Origin of the sequence: Micromonospora sp. CP22, from assembly GCF_009712475.1 — a bacterium.
Lineage (GTDB): Bacteria > Actinomycetota > Actinomycetes > Mycobacteriales > Micromonosporaceae > Micromonospora.
This window is the reverse complement of sequence record NZ_VCJO01000010.1, coordinates 178193-201773: the sequence shown is the minus strand read 5'-3', so window position 1 is coordinate 201773 and position 23581 is coordinate 178193. Positions and strand designations below refer to the sequence as shown.

18 protein-coding genes are annotated in these 23581 nt (G+C 70.7%); 13 read left to right on the top strand and 5 right to left on the bottom strand.

Going from position 1 to position 23581, the window contains the following annotated elements; all coding sequences use genetic code 11:
- Positions 1–149: 149 nt before the first annotated feature.
- From FF096_RS18185 to asnB, 4 genes are read left to right on the top strand one after another with little or no spacing between them, the layout of a single operon-like run.
- Positions 150–1901, top strand: a complete 1752-nt coding sequence (locus tag FF096_RS18185; protein WP_230462709.1) for an ABC transporter ATP-binding protein — start codon at positions 150–152, stop codon at positions 1899–1901.
- On the top strand, positions 1898–3613 hold the full coding sequence (locus FF096_RS18180; RefSeq protein WP_155219900.1) for an ABC transporter ATP-binding protein: 1716 nt from the start codon (positions 1898–1900) through the stop codon (positions 3611–3613). The genes FF096_RS18185 and FF096_RS18180 overlap by 4 nt, the downstream gene beginning before the upstream one ends.
- Positions 3614–3622: 9 nt before the next feature.
- A complete protein-coding gene (locus FF096_RS18175) occupies positions 3623–4411 on the top strand; it encodes a thioesterase II family protein (RefSeq protein WP_155219897.1) in 789 nt (262 codons plus the stop codon).
- 46 nt (positions 4412–4457) lie between these two features.
- On the top strand, positions 4458–6299 hold the full coding sequence (asnB, locus tag FF096_RS18170; protein ID WP_155219894.1) for an asparagine synthase (glutamine-hydrolyzing): 1842 nt from the start codon (positions 4458–4460) through the stop codon (positions 6297–6299).
- A 132-nt stretch (positions 6300–6431) separates the two neighbouring features.
- On the opposite strand, the gene FF096_RS18165 is transcribed toward asnB, so the two are convergent.
- Positions 6432–7268 (bottom strand): TetR/AcrR family transcriptional regulator, encoded by an 837-nt coding sequence (locus tag FF096_RS18165; RefSeq protein ID WP_155219891.1) that lies wholly within the window; start codon positions 7266–7268, stop codon positions 6432–6434.
- 354 nt (positions 7269–7622) lie between these two features.
- Positions 7623–9026: an MFS transporter gene (locus FF096_RS18160; RefSeq protein WP_309223532.1), complete on the bottom strand. Its 1404-nt coding sequence runs from the start codon at positions 9024–9026 to the stop codon at positions 7623–7625.
- Between the two features lie 218 nt (positions 9027–9244).
- On the opposite strand from FF096_RS18160, the gene FF096_RS18155 reads away from it, so the two are divergent.
- Positions 9245–9928, top strand: coding sequence for a TetR/AcrR family transcriptional regulator (locus FF096_RS18155; RefSeq protein ID WP_309223531.1), 684 nt, complete (start codon positions 9245–9247; stop codon positions 9926–9928).
- 91 nt (positions 9929–10019) lie between these two features.
- Here FF096_RS18155 and FF096_RS18150 read toward each other — a convergent pair whose 3' ends face one another.
- Positions 10020–11381: a PHB depolymerase family esterase gene (locus FF096_RS18150; protein WP_309223530.1), complete on the bottom strand. Its 1362-nt coding sequence runs from the start codon at positions 11379–11381 to the stop codon at positions 10020–10022.
- Between the two features lie 286 nt (positions 11382–11667).
- On the opposite strand from FF096_RS18150, the gene FF096_RS18145 reads away from it, so the two are divergent.
- The 3 genes from FF096_RS18145 to FF096_RS18135 all read left to right on the top strand — a co-directional run bounded on the left by FF096_RS18145 (position 11668) and on the right by FF096_RS18135 (position 16393).
- Positions 11668–12723 (top strand): PaaX family transcriptional regulator C-terminal domain-containing protein, encoded by a 1056-nt coding sequence (locus FF096_RS18145; RefSeq protein WP_309223529.1) that lies wholly within the window; start codon positions 11668–11670, stop codon positions 12721–12723.
- Positions 12724–12775: 52 nt separating this feature from the next.
- Positions 12776–13414 carry a nitroreductase family protein gene (locus tag FF096_RS18140; protein WP_155219889.1) on the top strand — a complete coding sequence of 213 codons (639 nt, stop codon included), beginning with the start codon at positions 12776–12778 and terminating at the stop codon, positions 13412–13414.
- Between the two features lie 126 nt (positions 13415–13540).
- The gene (locus FF096_RS18135; RefSeq protein WP_155219886.1) at positions 13541–16393 is read left to right on the top strand and encodes a LuxR family transcriptional regulator; all 2853 of its coding nucleotides are present in this window, start codon (positions 13541–13543) and stop codon (positions 16391–16393) included.
- A 3-nt stretch (positions 16394–16396) separates the two neighbouring features.
- Here the strand turns inward: FF096_RS18135 and FF096_RS18130 are convergent, their stop codons facing one another.
- Positions 16397–17506: a GNAT family N-acetyltransferase gene (locus tag FF096_RS18130; RefSeq protein ID WP_155219883.1), complete on the bottom strand. Its 1110-nt coding sequence runs from the start codon at positions 17504–17506 to the stop codon at positions 16397–16399.
- Between the two features lie 57 nt (positions 17507–17563).
- Here FF096_RS18130 and FF096_RS18125 point away from each other — a divergent pair, with 57 nt between their 5' ends.
- Positions 17564–18013 carry a MarR family winged helix-turn-helix transcriptional regulator gene (locus FF096_RS18125; RefSeq protein ID WP_155219879.1) on the top strand — a complete coding sequence of 150 codons (450 nt, stop codon included), beginning with the start codon at positions 17564–17566 and terminating at the stop codon, positions 18011–18013.
- A 17-nt stretch (positions 18014–18030) separates the two neighbouring features.
- Here the strand turns inward: FF096_RS18125 and FF096_RS18120 are convergent, their stop codons facing one another.
- The gene (locus FF096_RS18120; protein WP_309223528.1) at positions 18031–19497 is read right to left on the bottom strand and encodes a hypothetical protein; all 1467 of its coding nucleotides are present in this window, start codon (positions 19495–19497) and stop codon (positions 18031–18033) included.
- Between the two features lie 234 nt (positions 19498–19731).
- Between FF096_RS18120 and FF096_RS18115 the strand changes: the two genes are divergently transcribed.
- The 4 genes from FF096_RS18115 to FF096_RS18100 all read left to right on the top strand — a co-directional run bounded on the left by FF096_RS18115 (position 19732) and on the right by FF096_RS18100 (position 23559).
- On the top strand, positions 19732–19998 hold the full coding sequence (locus tag FF096_RS18115; RefSeq protein ID WP_309223527.1) for a DALR anticodon-binding domain-containing protein: 267 nt from the start codon (positions 19732–19734) through the stop codon (positions 19996–19998).
- A 252-nt stretch (positions 19999–20250) separates the two neighbouring features.
- Positions 20251–21705: a glycoside hydrolase family 43 protein gene (locus tag FF096_RS18110; protein ID WP_155219877.1), complete on the top strand. Its 1455-nt coding sequence runs from the start codon at positions 20251–20253 to the stop codon at positions 21703–21705.
- Between the two features lie 97 nt (positions 21706–21802).
- The gene (locus FF096_RS18105; RefSeq protein ID WP_155219874.1) at positions 21803–22030 is read left to right on the top strand and encodes a potassium transporter TrkA; all 228 of its coding nucleotides are present in this window, start codon (positions 21803–21805) and stop codon (positions 22028–22030) included.
- A gap of 50 nt (positions 22031–22080) precedes the next feature.
- A complete protein-coding gene (locus FF096_RS18100) occupies positions 22081–23559 on the top strand; it encodes a cation:proton antiporter (RefSeq protein WP_309223526.1) in 1479 nt (492 codons plus the stop codon).
- Positions 23560–23581 lie beyond the last annotated feature (22 nt).

Here is a 23581-nt window from a genome sequence, read left to right as displayed (position 1 = left end):
ATGGGGCCAGGGTAGAGTGATTCTCGAACACGTTTGAAAATAGGGACGGGAGAGCGATGAGTGCGACCCAATCCGTTGAGGCAGGAGAGCAGTCCACGCCGTCACCGGGAGGCACTCCCACGGCACGGCAGCCGGTGAGCACGGGGCCGTTGCTGCGTCCCCATGCGCCGAGTTTCGCGGTGGTCGTGGTCTTACAGGTCATCGGCGCCGTCGCGGGGCTGGCGCCGCTGTTCGCGGTGATCGAGGTGGGTCGTGCGCTCCTGTCGCCCGGCCCAGTCGATTCTAACCGCGTGTGGACCGTGGTGGTCATCGGTGCGATCGGTCTGTTCATCAGACTGGTGTTCACCGGAGCGTCGTCCGGGCTCGGTCACATCCTCGACGGCAAGGTGCAGCTGTCGCTGCGCCGGGCGCTGGCCCGCAGCCTCGGGGAGGCCCCGATCGGCTGGCTCGCCCGCCGTCGCAGTGGCGAGTTGGCCAAGGTGGTCGGTGAGGACGTCACCGCCGTGCACCCCTTCATCGCCCACGCGCCCGGCGAGCTGGTCTCCGCCTTCGTGGTGCCGTTGGTGTCACTGGTCTACCTGCTCACCGTCGACTGGCGGCTCACCCTGATCACGCTGATCCCCGTGCTGCTGGCCATCGCGCACGTCCCGCTGCTGATGACTCCGGCGCGTACCCGTGAGCAGCAGGACTTCGACGCGGCGATGGGCCGCATCGCCACCTCCGTGGTGGAGTTCGTGCAGGGCATCGCCGTGGTCAAGGCGTTCGGCGGCTCCGAGCGTGCCCACCGCAAGTTCCTCACCGCCGCTGACGAGTTCGTCGACATCTTCACCCGTTGGGTACGCGGTGTCTCCGCGGTCGCCGCCGGCATGCAGTTGGCGTTGTCCCCACCGTTCGTGCTGCTGGTGGTGCTGATCGGCGGCACGGTGCGGATCACCTCCGGCGATATGGCCGCGGTCGACCTGCTGCCCTTCCTGCTGCTCGGGTTGGGGCTGACCGCCCCGGTCGCGGCGCTCGGCCACGGCTTCGACGACATGCAGGCCGCCGGTCGCGCGGTGGGCCGCATCCGCGAGGTCCTCGGCGCGGGCACCCTGCCGCAGCCGGAGCGTCCGGCCGCCCCGCAGGACAACCGGGTGGAGCTGTGCGACGTCCGGTTCCGCTACGACGACGACGGCCCCGAGGTGCTGCGCGGGATCGACCTGGTGTTGGAGCCGGGCACACTCACCGCGGTGGTCGGGCCGTCCGGTAGTGGGAAGTCCACTCTGGTGCAGCTGTTGCCCCGGTTCTTCGACCCGACCGAGGGCTCGGTGCGCCTCGGTGGCGTCGACCTGCGCGACATCGACACCAGGGAGCTCTACCGTCGCGTCTCGTTCGTCCTGCAGGACGTCCGGCTGCTGCGCGCGTCGGTGGCGGACAACATCGCGCTGGCGGTTCCGCACGCGACGCCCGAGGAGGTGACGCGTGCCGCGCAGTTGGCGCACATCCACGACCGCGTCCGCGCGCTGCCCCGGGGCTACGAGACCGTGATCGGCGAGGAGGTCAAGCTCTCCGGCGGCGAGGCGCAACGCATCGCCATCGCACGTGCCCTGGCCGCCGACACGCCCGTCCTGGTGCTGGACGAGGCGACCGCCTTCGCCGATCCGCAGACCGACCAGGCGGTACGACAGACCCTGGCCACGTTGCGTGACCGGACCGTCCTGGTCATCGCCCACCGCCTGGAGACCATCGCCGACGCCGACCTCGTCGTGATGCTGGAGGACGGGGTGGTCGTCGAGCAGGGCAGGCCGAACGACCTGCTCGCCCAGGACGGAAAGTTCGCCGCGTTCTGGCGGACCCAGCAGTCGGTTGTCGCCGACGACAGTGAAGCCCGCGGTGGTGTACTGCAAGGAGACCTTTCCCGATGATCAGAATGTTGTTGCGGGTGCTCGGCGACGAGTACGCCAAGCCGATGCGCCGCACGGTCGCCCTGATGACGGTGACCGCCGTGCTGGAGGGTCTGCTCTACGCGCTGCTGGTGCCCGTGCTGCGGGCACTGTTCGGCAGCACCCCGTCGGACGCCTGGCCGTGGCTGATCGCGTTCGGGGTCGGCGTCGCGGTCTACGCGGTCCTGCGGTACACCAGCGACCTGTCCGGCATGCGGGTCGGCACCACCATGCTGCGCGGCATGTACCACGGTCTCGGCGAGCACCTGGCCCGACTCCCGATCGGCTGGTACAACGCCGCTCGGGTCGGTGAGGTGTCCGTGATGGCCAGCCGTGGTCTGCTCGCGGCGATGGGCGTGTCGGCCCACCTGCTCGGGCCGTTCATCTCCGCCTGTGTGACGCCGTTGACGATCGTGGCCGTGATCACGGTGTTCAACTGGCAGCTCGGCCTGGCCGCGCTGGTGGCGGCACCGCTCGTGGTGCTCACCCAGAGGTGGACGGCGCGGTTGATGGCCGCCAACGACGCCGACAACGCCGCTCGTAACAACGAGGCCAGCGCCCGGGTCATCGAATACCTCCAGGCCCAGCCGGTCCTGCGGGCCGGTGGCCGCAGCAGCGAGCGCTTCGGTCTGCTCGACGACGCGTTGCAGGGGGTCGAGCGGGCCTCCCGCCGGCAGACGATGTCGGTGTTGCCCGGCGCGGTGGGCCTGACGCTCATCGTGCAGGTCGTCTTCACCACGGTGCTGGTCCTGGGGACCTACCTCGCGCTCGACGGCGACATCGGTACCGCGGAGGTCCTGTCCATCCTGGTGCTCGCGGCCCGCAGCGCGGACCCGCTGCTGTCCCTGTCGGACATCGGCGGCAAGCTGCGCACCGCCCGCGCCGAGCTGGACCGGCTCGACAAGGTGCTGCGTACCGAGCCGCTTCCCGAGGCGGCTCAGCCCGTCCGACCGCAGCGGTTCGACCTGGAGTTCGACGCGGTCAGCTTCCGGCACGGCGACCGTACGGTCTTCGACGGCGTGTCGCTGTCGGTGCCGCAGGGGCAGCGGTTGGCCGTCGTCGGTCCCTCCGGTGCCGGCAAGACCACCCTGCTCCAGCTGATCGCCCGGTTCTACGACGTGGACTCCGGCACGGTACGGGTGGGCGGCGTCGACGTGCGAGAGATCGACCCGGCCGTGTTGATGTCCCAGATCGCCATCGTCTTCCAGGACGTCTACCTGTTCGACGGCACGATCGAGGAGAACATCCGGCTCGGGCGCCCCGACGCCAGCGAGGACGAGGTGCGGGCGGCGGCGACCGCCGCGCGGCTGGACGAGGTCGTCGAGCGGCTGCCCGGCGGCTGGGCGGCGAACGTCGGTGAAGGTGGCGCGTCGCTGTCCGGTGGTGAGCGTCAGCGGGTGTCGATCGCGCGGGCGCTGCTCAAGGACGCGCCGATCGTGCTGCTCGACGAGGTGACCTCGGCGCTCGACCCGGTGAACGAGGCGGCCGTCCACGACGGCATCGAACGCCTGATGGCGGGTCGGACGGTGGTCATGGTCGCGCACCGGATGCGGACCATCCAGCGCGCCGACCGGGTCGTCTTCGTCGACGACGGAAAGGTCGTCGAGGAGGGCAGCCACGAGGAGCTGCTGGGTCGCGGTGGTCGCTACGCCGACTTCTGGAGCCTTTCCATGGTCTCCGGCGCGAGCGAGTGAGCTGCCACAATGCCGGCCGATGAGCTGTCACCGGGCGCGTTCCGCAGGCTCGCACCCCGGCCCTACGCCCGTGCTCGGGTGATCCTGTTTCCCCATGGTGGGGGCAGCGCGAGCTACTACCGGCCGTGGACCACCTCGGCACCCTGGGACATCGAGTTCCTCGCCGTGCAGTACCCGGGTCGGGAGGACCGGTTCGCCGAGCCGGCCCCGGCGGACATGCGGGACCTGGTCGACACGGTGGCGGCGGACCTGCCGGTGGAGGGAACGCGGACGCCCACGGTCCTGTTCGGGCACAGCATGGGTGCGATCGTGGCCTACGAGGTCGCCCGCCGCCTCACGGCGGCGGGCGACCCGCCGGCGGCGCTGGTGGTGTCCGGACATCCCGCCCCGCACCTGGCCCGCCCGGGTGAGGTGCACCTCGGTAACGACGACGAGTTGATCGAGGAACTGCGCCGCACCGAGGCGACGCACCTGGACATCCTCGACAACCCGGTGCTCATCCAGGCGTTCCTGCCGGTCATCCGGTCCGACTATCGGCTGAGCGAGACGTATCGGCCGCTGCCGGGTGTGCGACTGCGGTCACCGGTCACCGTGCTCTACGGCGACCGGGATCCGGAGGTCACCGCCGACGAGGCCGCCGGGTGGCGCGCCGCCACCGACGGCGGGTGTGAGTTCCGCACCTTCAGCGGCGGCCACTTCTACCTGGACGAGCACCGCGACGCGGTGGTCGAGCTCCTCACGGCGCGCGCCCGCGCGATCTCCGCCACGTCGGCGGTGCCGTGGCCGTCCACCCCTTGACCCGGACCGACGAGCATCGCCTACGACCGAGTGGAATGAGGACGAGATGTGTGGCATTACCGGGTGGGTATCGTTCGACGCTGATCTGACGCGTCAGGGCGCGACGCTCGACGCGATGACCGAGACCATGGCCTGCCGGGGGCCGGATGACCGTGGGGTGTTCGTGCGTACGCACGCCGCGCTCGGCCACCGGCGGCTCGCCGTCATCGACCTGACCGGCGGCGTGCAGCCGATGACCGCGAGCACGCCGGCCGGTGAGGTGGCCCTGGTGTACTCCGGAGAGGTCTACAACTTCCGGGAGCTGCGCGAGCGGCTCAGGGCACTCGGGCACACGTTCCGGACCGAGAGCGACACCGAGGTCGTGCTCCGTGGCTATCTCCAGTGGTCGGAGAGCGTCGTGGACCACCTGGAAGGCATGTACGCCTTCGCGATCTGGGACGAGCGTGACCAGAAGCTGGTGCTCATCCGGGACCGGATGGGCATCAAGCCGCTCTTCTACTACCCGACGTCGGACGGCGTCCTCTTCGGCTCCGAGCCCAAGGCGATCCTGGCGAATCCGCTGGCGCCCAAGGTGGTGGACACCGACGGGCTGCGCGAGCTGTTCGCCCAGACGAAGGCACCCGGCTGGGCGCTGTGGAAGGGCATGCACGAGGTGCTGCCCGGCGAGTTGGTCACGGTGGACCGCAGGGGCATCAGGCAGCGGGTCTACTGGCGGCTGCGCGCGGTCGAGCACACCGACAGCCTCGACGACACCGTGGGCCGCGTACGTGACCTGCTCACCGACGTGATCGACCACCAGTTGATCTCCGATGTGCCGCAGTGCGTCCTGCTCTCCGGTGGCCTGGACTCCAGCGCGATCACCTCCATCGCCGGGCAGCGGCTCGGCCTACGGGGCGAGCAGGTCCGCAGCTTCTCGGTGGACTTCGTCGGCCAGGAGGACAACTTCGTACCCGACGAGATGCGGGACACCCCGGATTCGCCCTTCGTACGCGATGTGGTGGCCCACGTCGGGTCGGCGCACCGGGACGTGGTGCTCGATCCCGCCGAACTGTCCGACCCCGCGGTGCGCCGCGCGGCGGTGGCCGCCCGCGACATCCCGAACGGCTTCGGTGACCTCGACCTGTCGCTGTATCTGCTGTTCAAGGCGATCCGGCAACACTCCACCGTGGCGTTGTCCGGGGAGGCGGCGGACGAGGTGTTCGCCGGCTACCCCTGGTTCCATCACGAGGCGGCGTTGAACGCCGGCACGTTCCCCTGGATGACCGTCATCCCACCGTTGACCCTGCCGGGGCGTACCGATCACATCGAGCAGGGCCTGCGGGAGCGGCTCGACGTCGCCGCCTACACGGCGGACCAGTACGCCTCGGCGCTCGCCGAGGTGGAGCATCTGGACGGGGAGTCCGCGGCGGAGCGACGCATGCGGATCGCCTGTCATCTGCACCTGACCCGGTTCGTGCGGTCCCTGCTCGATCGCAAGGACCGACTGTCGATGGCGGTGGGACTCGAGGTACGGGTGCCGTTCTGCGACCACCGCCTCGTCGAGTACGTCTACAACACGCCGTGGTCGATGAAGGTGTCCGACGGTCGGGAGAAGAGCCTGCTGCGTCAGGCCGCCGCTCACGTGCTGCCCCGGTCGGTGGTGGAGCGGGTCAAGAGCCCGTACCCGTCGACGCAGAACCCGGCGTACGCGGGGATCCTCCAACAGCAGGTGAAGGAACTGGTGGCCGACCGGGACGCGAAGGTGTTCGCGCTGATCGACCGGAACTGGGCCCAGCAGGCCGTGGCGCAGGACCCGGCGCGGATGCCGGTGGCGATGCGCGGTGCGCTGGAACGGACCCTCGACCTGCACACCTGGCTGGATCTGCACTCGCCCCAGTTGCAGCTCTAGCGTCAGCGACGGCGTACCCCGACCACCCGCGTGGTCGGGGTACGCGCACGTGGCGACCGACCGGGACCGGTCGTGGCTCGCAGCACCGATGTCGAGGAGGCTCGCCACGGGCGAGCCTCCTCGAACACGCGCCTAGGCCCGGGTGGCGGGGGACCAGTTCATGCTGAACTTTGGGGGAGAACCGTACGGCGGGAAGCACAACGAGATGAACAGTTCCAGGTGACTCGGTTCGCTGCCGCCCTGCCGTTCGAGCTTGGTGTTCGTGGTCGCCGCACCTGAGGTGTCCGCCGTGCGGCAGGCGGGTGCCGCTGCCGGGCGGGCGGGCAACAGCCCGTCGACGATCGCCACCAGCGCCTCGTGGTGGCGCTCGCGGGCGTTCAGGTCGGCCCACCGGTCGGCGATCCTGCTCAGCTGAGGGTGGGTGGCCGTGGTCAACTGGGCGACGATCTCGTCCTGGTGGGCGGTGCGAGCGGGGCGTCGGGAGCGGGTCACCCGGATGATCAGGTTCCCCACGATGTAGTACCAGATCGTCCGGTAGACGTGGTGTGCCTCGTCGGGGGAGTAGCCGTAGTCGGCCGCCGCGCCCAGCATCTCCTCCACGATCCACAGCGCCGATGGACCGATCAGGTTGTCGCCGGTCAGCACCTCGACGATCCAGGGACGTTCGGCGAGCAGGTCGTACAGCAGGACCGAGGCGGCGATGAGCCGCTCCCGAGGCTCGGCGGGCAGGTCGGGCCGGGGGATGCACTGGGCCTGCGACTCCATCACCCGCGCCAGCAGTTCGTCCTTGTCGGCCACGTGGTGGTAGAGCGCCATCGGGGCACTGCCCAGTTCGTGCGCCAGGCGCCGCATCGACAGCCGTTCGAGGCCCTCGTCCTGAAGGATCCGGGTGGCCGTTTCGATGATCGTTTCCAGGGACAGGCGTGGTGGTCGACCGACGCCCCGCCTGCGGGGTACGTCTGTGGGCATTTTCCATCCTTCGGATGCGGCACGCTCCACGTTGCGGAGGCGGGCCGCCGGGTCGCGGGGCCGGGCCCGGGCCGGACTTCCGGGGCCGGTGGGACGACCGTGTGCGGGCACGCGAGTCCGGCGACGGTGTGTTGCCCGGCCGGGGCCGGCGCGCGACGGGGTGTTCCGTCGCGGGCCGACCCCGGCCGGCACCGAGTGAGCCGCTCATGACGTACCGGCCGCCGACGCAGTGCCGCGTGTCTCGAAGCGTGTTCTCAGAGACGGAGGATCCGCCGAAGGGGGGTGCCGGGTCCTCGTCGCGGCGTGTCGACCGACATCGCGATGCGCGGTTTCTGCGTGGTTACCGAGTTCCGATCAGACCGCCTTCTCCGGCACGTCGACCAACTCGCGGTCGTCCGGCGCGGGCTGCGTAGCCGGGTTGACCCGAGGTAGCACGACGAGCGCGATGACGGCGGCGACGATCCAGAGACCGGCGCCGAGGGTCAGGGCGAAGGCGTACCCGTCGCTGAGCGCGCTGGGCGTGCCCTCCTTGCCGGAGTACTCGAAGGCGGCGGTGCTGAGCGCGGCGAGCCCGAGCGCGGCACCGAGCTGCCGGGAACTGTTCAACAGGCTGGACGCCGTGCCGGTCTCGTGCTGCGCGACGCCGTGGGTGGCGGTGGAGACCATCGGCCCCAGGCAGAGTCCGAAACCGACGCTGGCGATCACCGACGGCACGAGGACGTCGGCGAGGAACGAGCCGTCGGCACTGATCAGGCCGAACCCGGCGAAGCCGACCGCGCTCACGAACGCTCCGGTGACCATGAGCGTCCGCGCGGGGACCTTGTAACCCAGCTTGATGGCGATGACGGAGCCGATGACGACGCCGATCGCCAGCGGCAGGAACTTCAGACCGGTCTCCGCCGGGCTGGTGCCGAGCACCCGCTGGAGGTAGAGCGAGACGAAGTAGAAGGCCGAGGCCATGGTGGCACCGAAGATGAGGTTGTAGCTGTTCGCGCCCGCGACCGAACGGTTGGCCAGCAGGCCCACCCGGACCAGGGGGTCACGGGTGGTGTTCCGCTCGACGTAGACGAACGCGGCGAGCAGCACGAGCGCCGCCCCCAGGGTGCTGAGGGTGACCATCGAACTCCAGGCGTACCGGTCGGTGCGGACGATGCCGAGCACCAGCAGCGTCATACCGCCGGTGGCCAGCAGGGCGCCGAGCACGTCCGGGCGGCCGTCGGGCCGGACCGGCACGTCCTTGGCGATGCCGCGCCAGGTCAGCGCCGCGGCCACCGCGGCCATCGGGGCGCTGACCCACATCACCCACTCCCAGCCCGCGTACTCGGTGAGCACACCGCCGATCAGGACGCCGAGGGCGCCACCGGCGGCGTTCATCGCGGCCCACACGCCGAACGCCTTGACCCGGGGCTTGCCGCTGGGGAAGGTCGCGGTCAGCAGGGCCAGCGCGGCGGGGGCGAGCAGGGCGGCGCCGACGCCCTGGGCGACCCGGGCGGCGACGAGATGACCGGGCTCCTCGGCGAAGCCACCCGCGAGGGAGGCGATGCCGAACACGAAGAGCCCGATGAGCAGGATGCGCTTGTGGCCGTACCGGTCGGCGATCTTGCCGCCGAGCAGGAGGAGCCCGCCGAAGGCCAGGGCGTAGGCGTGGATCACCCAGGTCAGGCCCAGTTCGCTGAAGCCGAGGCTGGTGGCGATCTCGGGCAGACCGAGGTTCACGACCGACAGGTCCAGCGAAACCATGAACTGTACGACGGCCACTGCGGCGAGGGTGAGCCCTGGGCTGGCCCCTCGTTCGATTGGTGATTGTTCGTTGAGTAGTGCCTTGTTGGTCACCGCAAACCCGGTCCTCTGCTGTCGTGACTGATGAGGATGGCGATCGACTTTTCGAACGCGTTCTGAAATTAACATCGTCGCTGATGGCTGTCTAGCGCGTTACCTCGGAGCAACCCGGTTGGCAGAGGGGGCATGATGGGGCGGTGCCCCAAGTCAACGCGCCACGACTCAAAGCCGGCAGACCGCCGACGACCTCCCGTTCCCAGATCCTGGCCGCCGCGCGAGGTCTCATCGATCGCAATGGGTGGGAGAGGCTGACGATCCGCAAGTTGGCCGCCGAGATCGGCGTGGGGGCGACGACTCTGTATCACCACGTACAGGACAAGGAAGACCTGCTCTTCCTGCTGATCAACGAGTACGGGGAGCAGGTCGCCTATCCCGAGCTGCCCGACGATCCACGGGAACGGGTCATCGCCGCCGCCACCACCATCCACGACGCGCTCGCGGCGTGGCCGTGGGCGGCCGACGTCCTCACCACCGACGGGTTCATCGCCCGGCTCAGTGACTCACCCCTGGGGTTGGTCGAGGCGGTCGTGGCCGGTGCCGTCGACTACGGCTGCACCCCCGAGCACGCGGTCTACGTCTTCCGCAGCATCTGGTACTACACGGTCGGGGAGATCCTCGTCCGTTCACACACCGCCCGCCGGGGCGGCCAGGAGGCGATCAACCGCAGAGGCGACTTCTTCGGCAGCATCGACGCCAAGAAGCTGCCGCACCTCGCCGCGCTCGGTGACCGCTGGGCCGTGCTCGCCCCGCGCGACACCTTCGTCGACGGCCTGCGCGCCCTGGTCGACGGCCTGCTCGCCCAGGGAGTCGCGGCCAGGTAGCGGGCCCCTCCGGGGCGCCCATGGGTACGCCGCCGACGAGCGTGCTCCCGGGGAGGCACGCGAGCATGCCTCCCCGGGAGCGCTGGTGGGGTCAGGCGACCGTGCAGGCCGCGCCGTTGAGGGTGAACGAGGTGGGTTTCGCGGTGTTGCCGGTGTGGGTGGCCTGGAAGCCGATCGTCACCGATCCGTTGGTGGGGATGCTGGCGTTGTAGGAGAGGTTGCGGGCGGTGACCTGCCCGGTGGAGGGGCTGTAGTCGGCGTTCCATCCGCCGGTGATGGTCTGGCCGCTGGGCAGGGTGAAGACCAGCGACCAGCCGTTGACGGCGCTGCCGGTGTTGGTGATGGTGATGTTCTGGGTGAGGCCGTTGTTCCAGGCGTTGAGATCGATGGTCACCCGACAGGCGGCGTTACCCGGCGGCGGCGTGGTCGGGTTCGGCGGCGGGGTGGTGGGATTCGGCGGTGGCGTGGTCGGGTTCGGCGGCGGGGTGGTCGGGTTCGGTGGCGGCGTGGTCGGGCTCGGGTTGGTCAGGCCGAAGAACTGGACGGCGACCGCCGCCATCCCACCGGAGGGCAGGCTGTGTCCGGCACCCTGGATGCTGTACGCCTCGACCTGAACGGTGCCGCTGGTGTCGGCGAACCTGCGGCGGTTCCAGTTGGCCTGCGGCGTGTCCGTGGAGGTCGGCGTCTGGCTGAGCCCGAACACGTTGGTCCACTGCTCGACGGCCTCCTGCAACAGCGAGTACGGCACGAGCGTGTCGTTGGTGCCGTGCCACAGCTGCACCCGGGGACGCGGACCGGAGTAGCCGGGGTAGGCCTGGCGTACCGCGTCACCCCACTGCTGCGGGGTCCGGTTCATGTTGCCGCCGGTGCACTGGCTGCTGCCGGGCGGGTAGTCCGCCGCGTTGGCGAAGCAGTTGTACGGCACCCCCATGAAAGCGGCGCCGGCCTTGAAGACGTCCGGGTACAGCGCCAGCATGTGGTTGGTCATCATGCCGCCGGACGAACTGCCCGTGGCGTAGACCCGGTCCGGGTCGGCGCTGTGCTGCTGCTGCGCGTACCGGATCATCGACATGATCGAGACGGGGTCGCTGCCACCACCACGGCGCTTGGCGGCGTCCGACCACGTGTCGAAGCAGTTGCCGAAACCGGCCTGTTGGGTCGCGGACGGGTAGATCACGATGAAGCCGTGGCGGTCGGCCAGGCTGGCGAACTCGCTTCCGGAGTAGAAGCCGGGGCCGGAGCCGCCGCATCCGTGCATGGCCACCACCGTGGCCGGCCTGGCCGGGCGGTTGTCCGGCACGTAGATGTGCATCCGCATCCGGCCGGGGTTGTCACCGAAGTTGGTCACCTCGGTCAGCGAGGCCGCGTACGCGGGACTGTAGGTGGGCACCACCAGGCCCGCCGCGACCAGTGACATGGCCACGCCGAGCAGCAGTTTCCTTCTGATTTTCACGGCGACTCCTTCGCACACCTGTGGTGCAGGCTGGGGACGGTCTGTGCGTTGTGCTCGCGGGTTCGCCCAACTCCCCGCGTGGTGATCACGGCATGTCCACCACGTCTGGCTTGCCCTGCCCGGCTCCGGGTGGCGTCGTGTAGCAGATATTGTTCTCCCGGGTCCAGGAAGTGTCAATTGACGCACCTCGATCAACTGGGACCTTCGTTCCGGCCTGGTGGGGAACCGGCGAATCGGCGTCGATCTACAGTCGATACCCCGTCCCCGAGTCAGGTCCGGAGCGCCCGTGACTAGCCCGTTCCACATCGAGGAGATCTACTCCGACGACGAGAGCGACACGCTCCGGATGCCACGGCGGCAGGTGGGCAACTCGCCCCAGGGCTTCGCCATGACGTTGCTGGCCGACTACACCCTGCGAACCCGTGCCGCGCTTCCCTCCGCCGCGATCGTCGCGCTGCTCACCGAATCCGGGGTCTCCACCGCCGGTGCCCGTACCGCGATCAGTCGGCTGGCCCGCCGTGGCGTGCTCGAAGGCAGTCGACACGGACGTCGTAGCTCCTACCGGCTCAGCCGCGCCGCCGCCGCGAACCTCTCCACCGGCGGCAACTGGATCCTCACCTCCGCCGCCGCGGCGGCACCGTGGGACGGATGCTGGACCATCGTGGCCTTCTCGCTGCCCCAGGACCGCAGCGCGCAGCGCCGGGCCCTGCGCGGCCAACTCCGCTGGCTCGGCTACGCGCCGCTGTACGACGGCCTGTGGATCTCGCCGTACGAGCTGACCCCGCAGGCGCGGGCGCAGCTCGAACAGTTGACCCTCGGCACCGTCACGGTCTTCCGTGGCCGCCAGGACGCGCTGGGTTCGATCAGCGAGCGCGCCCCGATCGAGGCCTGGGACGTCGACGCCATCGGCCGGCACTACGAGGAGTTCCTGGAGCGTTGGACGCCGCTGCTGCCCCTGGTCAGGTCCGGGCAGGTCGACGGTTCGGCGGCGGTTCGGGCGCGTACCGAGGTGATGGACACCTTCCGTCGCTTTCCCACCCTGGACCCGCAACTGCCGGTGGAACTGCTGCCACCCGGCTGGCTCAGGCAGCCGGCCCGGGAACTGTTCGCGGCCGTCTACGACGGTCTCGCCCAGCCCGCCGAGCAGCACGTCCGCGCGGTCGTTCGCCGGTTCACCGACAGCGCGCCGCTGGGCATCCGCGCCCACACCACCGCCGACCTGATCGCCGGTATCCGTGGTGACGGCGCGCACCCGGCCGAGGCAGGGCAACCCGCCTCGTGCCGGAACCTGGAACCGACCGTCGGCTGCGACGGGCGGGCCACCCCGGACGAGCTGGCCTGACGCTCCGGAGACGGGTGGTCGGCGGGGCGGCGACGGTGGCAAGATCACCGGCATGCAGTTCGCAGAGGTTATCCGTCGTCGCCGCATGGTGCGGCACTACGCCGACCGGCCACTCAGCCCCGAGGTCGTGGAGAGGATCCTGGCCAGCGCACTACGGGCGCCGTCGGCCGGTTTCTCACAGGGTTGGGCCTTCCTCGCCCTCACCGAGCCGGACGACCGGGCCAGGTTCTGGCCGTTCGTACCGACCCGCGTGGCGCAGACCCCCACCATGCAGAACGCGCCGCTGGTGGTCGTGCCGCTCGCGCACAAGGCGGCCTACCTCGCCCGGTACGCCGAAGCGGACAAGGGCTGGACCGACCGGTCGGAGGCCCGCTGGCCGGCACCCTACTGGTACGTCGACACCGGCATGGCGGCGCTGATGATGCTGCTCACGGCCGTCGACGAAGGGCTGGGCGCGTGCTTCTTCGGCATCACGCCGGCCGCCGGCGAGGACTTCCGGCCCGAGGTGGACGTACCCGCGCACACCGCCGCCTTCAAGGCCGAGTTCGGCATCCCCGACGAGTACACGCCGATCGGCGGCATCTGTGTCGGGTACCGGGCCGAGGACCTGCCACCGCAGAACCCGGCGGTCGCCGCGCGTCGCCGGGACGTCAGCACGGTCGTCCACCGTGGCCAGTGGGGTACCACCTGACGTACGGGTCACCTCGCCGGTACGCCACCGCCCGGTTACGGCATCGACGATGCCGACAGACGTTCGGGGCCGATAGTCGATGGTTACCGATGGCTGTCGCTGTGACACTCCCCGTGGGGAGGCGAGATGGCAGTCAGCCGAGAGGTGGGATTCGGCGGCGATCCGGCGTTGGTGGGCCGGGCGGCCGAGCTGGAGTCGCTGGACGCCGCGCTGGCCACCGTGCTCGGCGGACGGTGCGTGGTGGTCGAGATCTGCGGCGAGGCGGGGCTGGGCAAGACGCGGCTGCTCCGTGAGCTGGCGCGGCGAGCCGCCGACGCCGGGTTGCTGGTCCGTGTCGGCCGGGCCACCCAGTACGAGCAGGGGGTGCCCTTCGGGCTCTACGCCGAGGTGGTGGAACCGGTCGGCGTCGGGCCGACGGACCCGGGGCAACCGTCGGTGCCGGCGATGGTGCGGTCGGTGCTCACCCAGGCGTCGCACCCCGGGGTCGCGTTGCTGCTCGACGACGTGCACTGGGCCGACTCGGCGTCGCTGGAGCTGACCGAGCACCTGATCGTCAAGCCGCCACTGACCCCGCTGCTGCTCGCGGTGACGTTCCGCACCGCCTCCCCACCGGCCCGGCTGGTCAACGCCATCGCGCGGCTCGGCGCGGCGGCCACCCTCATCGACCTCCCACCGCTGGACGCGGCCAGTCTCGACGTACTGCTGGCCGGGGTGCCCCGCCGCCGTCGTGAGCTGATCATGCGGGCCAGTCTCGGCAACCCCCTGTACATCCAGGCGTTGTCCCGGCTGGGCGACGACGAACTGGACGGTGTCGCGGCGCTGGCCGGTCGGCACGACCCGGTCGACGTCGACTGCCTCACCGGATCGCGCCGGTCGGTGCTGGCCGGTCTCGCCGCGGAGATCACCGCCCAGCGGCTACCGGTGCGGCAGGTGGCGTACATCGCCGCGGTGGTGGGCGACCACACCACGATCGACCTCGTCAGACACGTCGCCGACCTGCCGATGCCGGTGGTCACCGCGGCGGTCGACCAACTCGGGCGGCTCGGCCTGCTCGACGCCGACGGTGGGCGGCTGCGCTACCGGCATCCGCTGATGCGAGCCTCGGCGTACGCGTTGACCGGCGCGGCCTGGCGTTTCGAAGCGCACACCCGCACCGCCGACTATCTGCGCGGGCGGCGGGCCTCCCGGCAGTTGGTGGCCCACCACACGGAACGATCGGCCCGCCACGGCGACGAGACCGCCGTGGCCACGTTGGTCGACGCGGGGGTCGCGTTCGCGCACGAGGCGCCCGCTCAGGCGGCCCGCTGGCTCGGCACCGCGTTGCGCATCATGCCGGACACCGGCCCGGACGACGAGCGGCGTGCCGAGGTGGCGATGTGGTACGCCCGTGCCCTCGGCCGCAGCGGCGAGTTGGTCCGCAGCCGCGAGGTGCTCCAGGTGCTACGCCGCACCGGGGGCCCGGTCCGGACGCGGGCCGAGACGTTCAGTGTGGCGGTGGCCCGGCAACTCGGCGACTTCGCCGAGGCCGCCGCGACCCTCGGCGCGCGACTCGGCCGGGGCGGGCTCGACCCGGCCGACGAGGCGAAGCTGCACGTGGAGCTGGCCGCCGTGGACGCGTTCCGGGAGGAGCCGACCTCGGCGGTGCACCACGCGCAGCGCGCGCTGGAACTGCTGGACGAGCGTCGTTCGGTGCTCGTGGCGGCGGCGCGGACGTTGCGTGCACTCGCCACCCTCTACCTCGGCGACGCCGAGTCAGCGCGCGACCAGCTCGCCGAGGCCGTCGTGGCGGTGGACGCCACCAGCGACGCGGACCTGCGCCCGTACGCCGAGATCGTCTCGCCGCTGGCACTGGTGGAGATCCAGGTGGGCAACCTCGCCGACGCGGATCGGCATCTCACCCGGGCCAGACGGATCCTCGACGGCCTCGGGCCGACCAGCGCTTCGCCGTACCTGCTGGTGATGGAGTCGTTGGTGCACACCCGCCTCGGTCGGTTGGCCCGCGCGGTGCTGGCGGCGGAGGAGGCGCAGGCGGCCGCCGAGCGGGTGGGCAGTACGGAGATGGGTGCCATGGCGGCGGCGGTCCGGCTGCGCCCGGTGCTGTGGACCGCCGGCCCGGCCGCCGCGCTCGCCGCCGTCGAGCCGACCACCGGTACCGGCTGCGCCGTCGAGCCGACCGCTGGTTCGAGCGGCGACCGGTCGGGCGCGACGGTCGGGCCGCCACGGTCCCGGGCGTGGTGGCGGATAAACCGGGTGGAGCTGGCCCTGACCAGGGCGGTCGCGGGCGACTGGGGCCGCTGTGCCGACCTGCTCACCGAGCCGGCGACACCGCCGTCGAGACATCCTCCGGTGCTGGTGGCGCGGGATGTGGTCACGGCCGTGGTCGCCGCCGGGCGCGGTGAGCGAACCACCGCCGCCGAAGCCGGTAAGCGGGCGGAGCAACGGGCCACCGCCGCGAATCTGCCGTACGAGATCGGGCTGGCCCGGTTCGCGCGGGCGTTCACCGCGTACCGGATGGGAGTGCCGGACCGGGCGACGGCGTTGGCGGAGAGCGCGGCGGCCAGCTTCGCGACGGCCGGCACCCCGGTGGAGGAGGCGGCGTCGCACCACCTTGCCGGTGCCGCGCACCTGGTCGCCGGTCGGCGTGCCCCGGGCACTGCGGCGTTGGACCGCGCCGAGGCCGGCTATCGGGCCAGCGGCGCCGGATGGGCCGTGTCCGTGCTCGACGGACACCGGGCCGTCGGCCTGACCCGCTCCGAGCGGCCGGCCGTCGACGCCGTCCTCACCGCCCGGGAACGGGAGATCGCCGGTCTGGCCACCACCGGTCTGAGCAACAAGGAGATCGCCGCGCGACTCTTCCTCAGCCCGCGCACCATCGAGTCGCACCTGAACCGGATCTTCGCCAAGCTCCAGGTCCGCTCCCGTACCGCGATGGCCCGTCGACTCACCGACGGTGCCCGCGACCACGGGTCGCCGGTGTAGCCGTCACACCACACCGGCACGGTGGTGGACAGCGCCGGCCAGCCGGCCATGGCGTGGCTTGGACAGCCGTACGCTGCCCGCCGGGGTGTCGTCGGTCGCGGTGCGGGTGTAGCCGGCGCGTTCGTACAGGCTGATGTTGCGGGTGCTGCGGTGGCCGGTGAACAGGGTGCAGTGCGTGGTCTCCCCGGGGGCCTGGCCTTCGGCGTACGACAGCAGCCAGGAGCCGATCCCGTTGCCCGCCTGGTCCGGCGCCACCATCAGCCGACCGATCAGCCAGGCCCGCCGGTGCGCCCTCGCCCGCACCGCTGCGACGAGACGGCCGTCGCGACGTACGCACCACCACCGCCACGTCGTCGTCGACGCCCGCAGGTCGTCGAGGGTCTCCCGGAGCGGCGCCAGGTCGAGGGTGTCGTTGGCGATGGCTTCCTGGACCCAGCAGCACCGCTGGAGGACGAGCAGTTCCGCCATGTCGTCGGCCTGGGCCTCGCGGAGCGTGAGACCGGTGACGGGCCCGTCGGCGTCCGTCGGGTCGTTCCCGCCGCGCAACGGACACAGCGCGCGGGCCACCCGGCTCAGTTCGACCAGCAGCGTGCGGGCGGCGGCGTCGAGCGCCGTGGATCCGACCACCCGACCGTCATGGACGCTGTCCGCGATGCGCAGGGCGACGGACGCGCCGATCGGCATCATCCGCAGCGTCGTGACGACCTGCTTCGCCATCTGCACCGACCGGGTGCCGGCCGAGGTGTTGCCGTAGCTGACGAAGGCCACCGGCTTCCATGCCCACTCGTGATAGAGGAAGTCGAAGGCGTTCTTCAGCACCGCCGGCATCCCGAAGTTGTATTCGGGCGTAACCACCACGAAGGCGTCGGCGGCAGCGACGGTGCGGCTCCACCGGCGGGTGTGCTCGTGCTGGTAGCTGCCACTGGCGGGATGCTCGGGCTCGTCGAGCAACGGCAGCGCGATGTCGGCCAGGTCGGCGACGTCGACAGTGGTCGCGTCGGACGCGGCGTCCGACCGGACGGTCCGGACGAACCAGTCGGTGATCGCGGGTCCGAGCCGGCCGGGGCGGGTGCTGGCGGTGATGACGAGGACGCGGAGGTCGTTCGATGACATGTCAACGACCGTAGGCGCAGTTTCAGTGACATGTCAACGACAGGTAGGGTGGCTGACATGGACACCGCCTGGCTGAGCGCGGACGAGGAGCAGGCGTGGCGGGCCTTCCGGCGGCTGCTCATCGCCCTGCCCGCCCGGATCGCCCGGGACCTGGCCCGCGACTCGGGACTGTCCGCCGCGGACTACGAGGTGCTGAGCACGCTGTCGGAGAAGCCCGACCGCCGATGGGCGCTGCGGGAACTGGCCGGCAAGATGCAGTGGTCGCGCAGCCGCCTGTCCCACCACGCCGCGCGGATGCAGGCGCGGGGACTCATCGACAAGGAGCCGGATCCGCAGGACGCCCGCGGTTGTCTGCTGCACCTGACCGACGACGGCTTCGCCGTCCTCGAACAGGCGGCCCCGCACCACGTCGTCTCGGTGCGATCCCGTTTCCTGGAGCACGTGAGTGCCGAAGAACTCTCGATGCTGCGCGAACTCTCGACCCGGATCGCCGACCTGCCCGACTGAGAGGCTGCGCGCCGCGGTCAGCCGCCAGCCGCCGTCGGGGTGCCGCAGAGCTTCGTGCCGGGCGGAATGATCTCCTCGTTGCGGTGGATGACGTACGGCGGCGGCCCCAGCTTGCCGGACGAGTTGATCGGCTTGATGTTGACCAGCCGGAGGAACTTGTTGATCACCTTTACCACCGGGGCCAGGATGGTGTAGCCGATGCCGTACGAGGCACGCACGCCGATGCCCACGCCTCGGCAGACCGCCAGCGGCGAACCCAACGCCGACCCGATGGTCGTGCCGTAGGCCGTGGACACCTCGAAGAACAGCCCGGCCTTGAGCACGAACGCGCTGAAGCCGACGTCGAAACGGACCTGGTGCTCGATGAGCAGGCCCATCACCCCGACCGGGACGCCGCTCAACGAGTTGATCAGGCTTTCCTTACGCTGGAAGTTCTTGCTGACCTGCGGGCCGAACGTGCCCTTGGCGTAGCCGTAGCCGAGCGAGCCGGCGAGGGAGAACTCACCCTTGCCCTTGATCGTTCCCAGCTTCGCGCCGAACGCGGTGGTGACCTTCAGCGTCTGGCTGATGGTCAGGGCCAGCGGTACGCCGAGCACGGTGCCGATCGGCACGCTGAAATCCACCGGGATGGGGAGCACCGCGCTGACGTTCTGCCCGTCCTGGAGACCGGCCTCGAACGAGTAGCGGATGCCGAAGCCACCCTTGATCGCTAGATCCGCCCGGGTCACCTTGCCGCCCCGGACGTTCAGGTGGAAGTCCGCCTTCGGCCGGGCGAAGGTGAGCGCGGCCCGGCCGGACAGCTTCGTGCCGTCGCGGTCGTAGTGGAAGCTGACCTCCGCGCCGCCGTTGAGGCTGACACCGGTGGAGAAGTTGGCGACGACCGACCTGACCTCGCCGCCGCCGCGAACCGGTGGTGGCTGGTTCGGCCGGGGTGGCGGCGGGGCGAGTCGCGGTGGCCCGGCCCGCCCGACGCGGCCCGACGGCGTGGCGCCCAGCGCCTCGGCCTCCTCCTCGGACATCGCCCAGATCGGCTCACCCGCCTGGTAGGCGACCGGGTTCTCGATGGTGATGTCCCGCTGTTCGAGGGTGCCGTCGCGGATCACGTCGGTGACCGTGACCGGGCCGATCGTGACGAGCAGGTCGCCGCCGTCGCGCTGGAGGTCGAGCACCCGGCCGACGCCCCGGCCGGTGACGAACATGACCTTCCCGGGCGCCAGGTCGTCGGCGCGGGGCGCGTCGCCGTCGAGCCGCCAGGTCAACCCGTCGGCGGTGACCGACCGCACCGAGCGCCCGCCGCCACCGACGAGGACCACGTCCGGTTGGTACGTCAGCTCGGGGTGCGGCACCGGCGCCATGCCGTAGCGCAACGCCGACTCGCCGTACGGATCCTCGGCGACGTCCGGATCGCCCGGCGACCCGCCGACGCACCCGGTGGCGGCCAGCGCGAGGACCACGGTGAGCGCAGCCGAGACAACCTTGCGCACGGGACTCCTCGTCGGATCGCGGACGGTGTGGTCAGGTCGAGGCCGCCGACCTGGGCCGTACGCCCAGCCATCGTCGGTCCGACGCGGACCGCGACGTCAGGGCCGGTCGCAGGGGTGCGGACCGGGACGGTCCATGCGGTCGACCCTAGACAGCGTCCGCTGCGGGGGAATCAGGGTTTTCCCCACCGCTCACGGCGGGAACGGGCACGTCGACCTCACCCACGCCACCGTCGGGTGAGGCGTACACTCTCGGCATCTGGCCGCGCTCGGATCGCGTTCGCCGACGTGCTGGCCGAGGTGGTCGCCGGTTACGAGCCGCACCGCCTCTGCGGCTACCTGTACCGGCTGGCGCAGACCTTCACCACCTTCTACGAGCGGTGCCCGGTGCTGCGGGCCACCGGAACGCGGCGGGCCAACCGGCTCGCCCTGTGCCGGCTCACCGGCGACACCCTGCGTACCGGCCTGCACCTGCTCGGCATCCCCGCCCCCACCCAACTGTGACCCCCCACCCGCCCGATCGTGTTGATCAAGAAGTTTTGGTCTCGGCGAGCGCGTGTCGGAGACGAAAACTTCTTGATCAACACGGGTGGGGGTGGGGTGGGGGCGCGGTGGGGTGGGGTGGGGTGGGGGTGGGTTGACGGGGGTCGATGGGAGGGGGAGGATGCGTAACACCCCCGAAATAGTGAGCTGGGGTGTGTCGGTGGCGCGATGTTAGCGCTAACGTTCATCGCGCGGACGGACGGAGAGTCGGACATGTCCCGAGTGCTGACCAGGGCCAGTGCCCTGCTCGCCGCCCTTTGCCTGCTGCTCCTGTCGGCGGTGCAGACGCCGCGTGCCGAGGCCGCCGCGCTCGACCCCTTCACCGGTTACCTGATGGCGCACTTCACCGGGGAGTCGGCCATCGGCGAGCAGGTCTACTTCGCACACAGCCGCGACGGGCTCACCTGGCGTGACCTGAACAACGGCTCACCCGTGCTGCTGTCCACGATCGGCACCCGGGGCGTACGCGATCCCTCCCTGCTCCGCTCGCCCTCCGGCGACCGGTACTGGATCGTCGCCACCGACCTGCGGATCGCCAGCGGCACATCGTGGAACGACGCGGCGAACCGGGGCAGCACCTCGCTGGTGGTGTGGGAGTCCCGAGACCTGGTTAACTGGTCCGCTCCCTGGCTGCTCAACGTCGCGGCGGCCATCCCCGGCGCCGGCAACGCCTGGGCGCCGGAGGCGATCTACAACGAGGCGACCGGCGACTACGTCGTCTACTGGGCGACCAACTCGGCGCGCAACGGCGTGACCAAGCACCGCATCTGGTACGTCCGGACCAGCGACTTCCGCAGCTTCACCGCGCCGCAGCTCTACATCGAGCGCCCCGGCGGGGGCCAGGGCATCATCGACACCCAGATCGTCGAGGTGCCGGGCGCGGTGGGCGGATACCGCTACTACCGGGCGTCGGCCGACGGGCACATCACCATCGAGGCCAGCAACTCGATCCTCGGGTCGTGGACCACGCTGGGCAACCTCTCGCACCTGGGCATCTCCAACGGCACCGGCGGCGGCAACGTGGTCGAGGGGCCGATGTGGATGCAGTTCAACGGCCGCAACGAGTGGGCGCTCTGGCTCGACCAGTACGCCACCGGCCGCGGCTACCTGCCGGTCACCTCCACGAACCTGGGCAGCGTCACCAACTTCCGGACCCGGACGGACTACCAGCTGGGTGCCAGCCGCAAACGGCACGGGTCGATCCTGAGCCTCACCGCCGCCGAGGAGAACGCGGTGCTGGGGCGGTGGGGCGCCACCACGCCGGCCAACCGCATCCAGGCGTACACGCACCAGGACCGGTACGTGCGGCACGCCAACTACGACGTCCGGATCGACGCCAACGTCAGCCCGGCCCAGGACGCCCAGTTCCGGGTGGTGCCCGGGTTGGCCGACGCCAGCGCGGTGTCGTTCGAGTCGGTCAACTACCCCGGCCACTACCTGCGGCACTACGGCTTCGACTTCGTGTTGGCGGCCAACGACGGCAGCTCGATCTTCGCCGCCGACGCCACCTTCCGGCAGGTAGCCGGTCTCGGCAACTCGTCGTGGTCGTCGTTCCGGTCGTACAACTACCCCGACCGGTACATCCGGCACTACGACTACCTGCTGCGGCTCGATCCGATCAACGACGCCCAGGCGCGCAACGACGCCACGTTCCGGATCACCTCGTGACCCGAGGGCGTCGCCGGGCCGGTCGGCGCGGCGACGAGCGTTCGGTCGGTGGGCTCGTACCATTGCGCAGTGATCGCTGACCGTACGGGGAGGGTCGATGGGTAGCGGCATCTACGTGCAGGACCTGCCGGGCATCGGCAAGCGGTACGACGTCGATCTGGGCAGCAACACCCAGCGGATCTCCGTGGTGGTGCGCCGTGACGGCAACCGTGACCTGTACGTCTTCGCCGCCGGGCACGATGATCCGGTGGCCGTGATCGAGATGTCGGAGGAGCAGGCGCGCAAGGTGGGCGCCCTGCTGGCAGGCACGTACTTCACCGAGTAGCCTTCGCGTCCCGCGCGTCTACGGTTCAGACCGCCTCAGGAGTCCTCACCGTGCATGCTGACCTCGTCGGCTTCGGGGCCCTCGTGCTGATCGCGGGCCTGCTGGCCCGCGCGGGTCGCCGGATCAACCTGCCCACCGTGCCGTTCTTCATGCTCGCGGGCATCCTGCTGGGGCCGGGCACACCCGGCCCGGTGCTGGTCGCCCATCCCGAGGACCTGAGCCTGCTCGCCTCGCTCGGCCTGGTGCTGCTGCTGTTCCACCTGGGCGTCGAGTTCCCGGTCGACCAGGTGCTCGGCAGCGGCAGGCGGCTGTTCATCGCCGCCGGAGCGTACATCGGCCTGAACATCGGCGCCGGTCTGCTCTTCGGCCTCGCGTTGGGCTGGGGCGGCTACGAGGCGTTGGTGATCGCCGGGGCGCTCGGCATCTCCTCCTCGGCGATCGTGACGAAGCTGCTCATCGAGTTGCGTCGACTGGCCAACGCGGAGACGCCGGTCATCCTCGGCATCATCGTGATCGAGGACCTGTTCCTCGCGCTGTACCTGGCGTTGCTCTCGCCGGTGCTGGCCGGCGCCGGCTCCGCCGGGGAGCTGGCCCTGCACATCGGTCTGAGCTTCGCCTACCTGGTGGTGCTCTTCGCCGTCGCCCGCTTCGGTGCCCGTCTGGTCGGCAAGGTGATCGACAGCAACGAGGACGAGCTGTTGGCGATCCTGATGGTCGGGCTGGTCGTGCTCGTCGCCGGGGTGTCGGCCGAGATCGGCGTCTCCGACGCGATCGGCGCGCTGATGATCGGTCTGGTGGTGGCCCGTACCCCGATCCGGGAACGGGTCGAACGCCTGGTGCTGCCGCTGCGCGACGTCTTCGCGGCGGTCTTCTTCCTGGTCTTCGGGCTGAGCATCGACGTCGGCGGCTTCGGCTCGGTGGCGGTGCCGGTGCTGCTGGCGGTGCTGGTGACCCTCGTGACCAACGTGCTGGCCGGCCTCGTCGCCGGCCGGTTGTTCGGGCTCAACCAACGCGGCGCGGCCAACGTCGGCCTGACCGTGCTGGGTAGGGGCGAGTTCTCGCTGATCCTGGCCACGCTCGCCCTCGCCGCCGGTCTCGACGGGCGGCTCGGCCCGTTCGTCGCGCTGTACGTGCTGATCCTGGCCGTGGCGAGCCCACTGCTCGCGGCGAACTCGCGTTACCTGGCCCGGGTCATTCCGGACCGGCTGCTGCACGGCGGCTGGCGGTACGTGCGCGAGGAGACGATGAGCACCGCCTGCACCCACCTCGACCGGGTCTACATCACCGAGTCCGACGCCGAGGCGTGCCCGCGGTGCGTGGAGAGCGGCGACGACTGGGTGCAACTGCGGATGTGTCTGACCTGTGGGGCGGTCGGCTGTTGCAGCGACTCGGTCAACAACCACGCGGAGGAGCACTATCGACAGACCGGCCACCCGCTGATCCGGTCGCTGGAGGAGGGTGAGGACTGGCGTTACTGCTACATCGACGGCAGCCTCGTCCGCGAACCCATGGGCGCTCCCCGGGAGTGAGCAGGCGCGCCGACCGCCGGGT

Coding starts and splice junctions, on each gene's coding strand:
- FF096_RS18165 (WP_155219891.1), bottom strand. CDS start 7,268: ATGCCCACAGACGTACCCCGCAGGCGGGGCGTCGGTCGACCACCACGC.
- FF096_RS18110 (WP_155219877.1), top strand. CDS start 20,251: ATGTCCCGAGTGCTGACCAGGGCCAGTGCCCTGCTCGCCGCCCTTTGC.
- FF096_RS18140 (WP_155219889.1), top strand. CDS start 12,776: ATGCAGTTCGCAGAGGTTATCCGTCGTCGCCGCATGGTGCGGCACTAC.
- FF096_RS18175 (WP_155219897.1), top strand. CDS start 3,623: ATGCCGGCCGATGAGCTGTCACCGGGCGCGTTCCGCAGGCTCGCACCC.
- FF096_RS18180 (WP_155219900.1), top strand. CDS start 1,898: ATGATCAGAATGTTGTTGCGGGTGCTCGGCGACGAGTACGCCAAGCCG.
- FF096_RS18135 (WP_155219886.1), top strand. CDS start 13,541: ATGGCAGTCAGCCGAGAGGTGGGATTCGGCGGCGATCCGGCGTTGGTG.
- asnB (WP_155219894.1), top strand. CDS start 4,458: ATGTGTGGCATTACCGGGTGGGTATCGTTCGACGCTGATCTGACGCGT.
- FF096_RS18130 (WP_155219883.1), bottom strand. CDS start 17,506: ATGTCATCGAACGACCTCCGCGTCCTCGTCATCACCGCCAGCACCCGC.
- FF096_RS18125 (WP_155219879.1), top strand. CDS start 17,564: ATGGACACCGCCTGGCTGAGCGCGGACGAGGAGCAGGCGTGGCGGGCC.
- FF096_RS18105 (WP_155219874.1), top strand. CDS start 21,803: ATGGGTAGCGGCATCTACGTGCAGGACCTGCCGGGCATCGGCAAGCGG.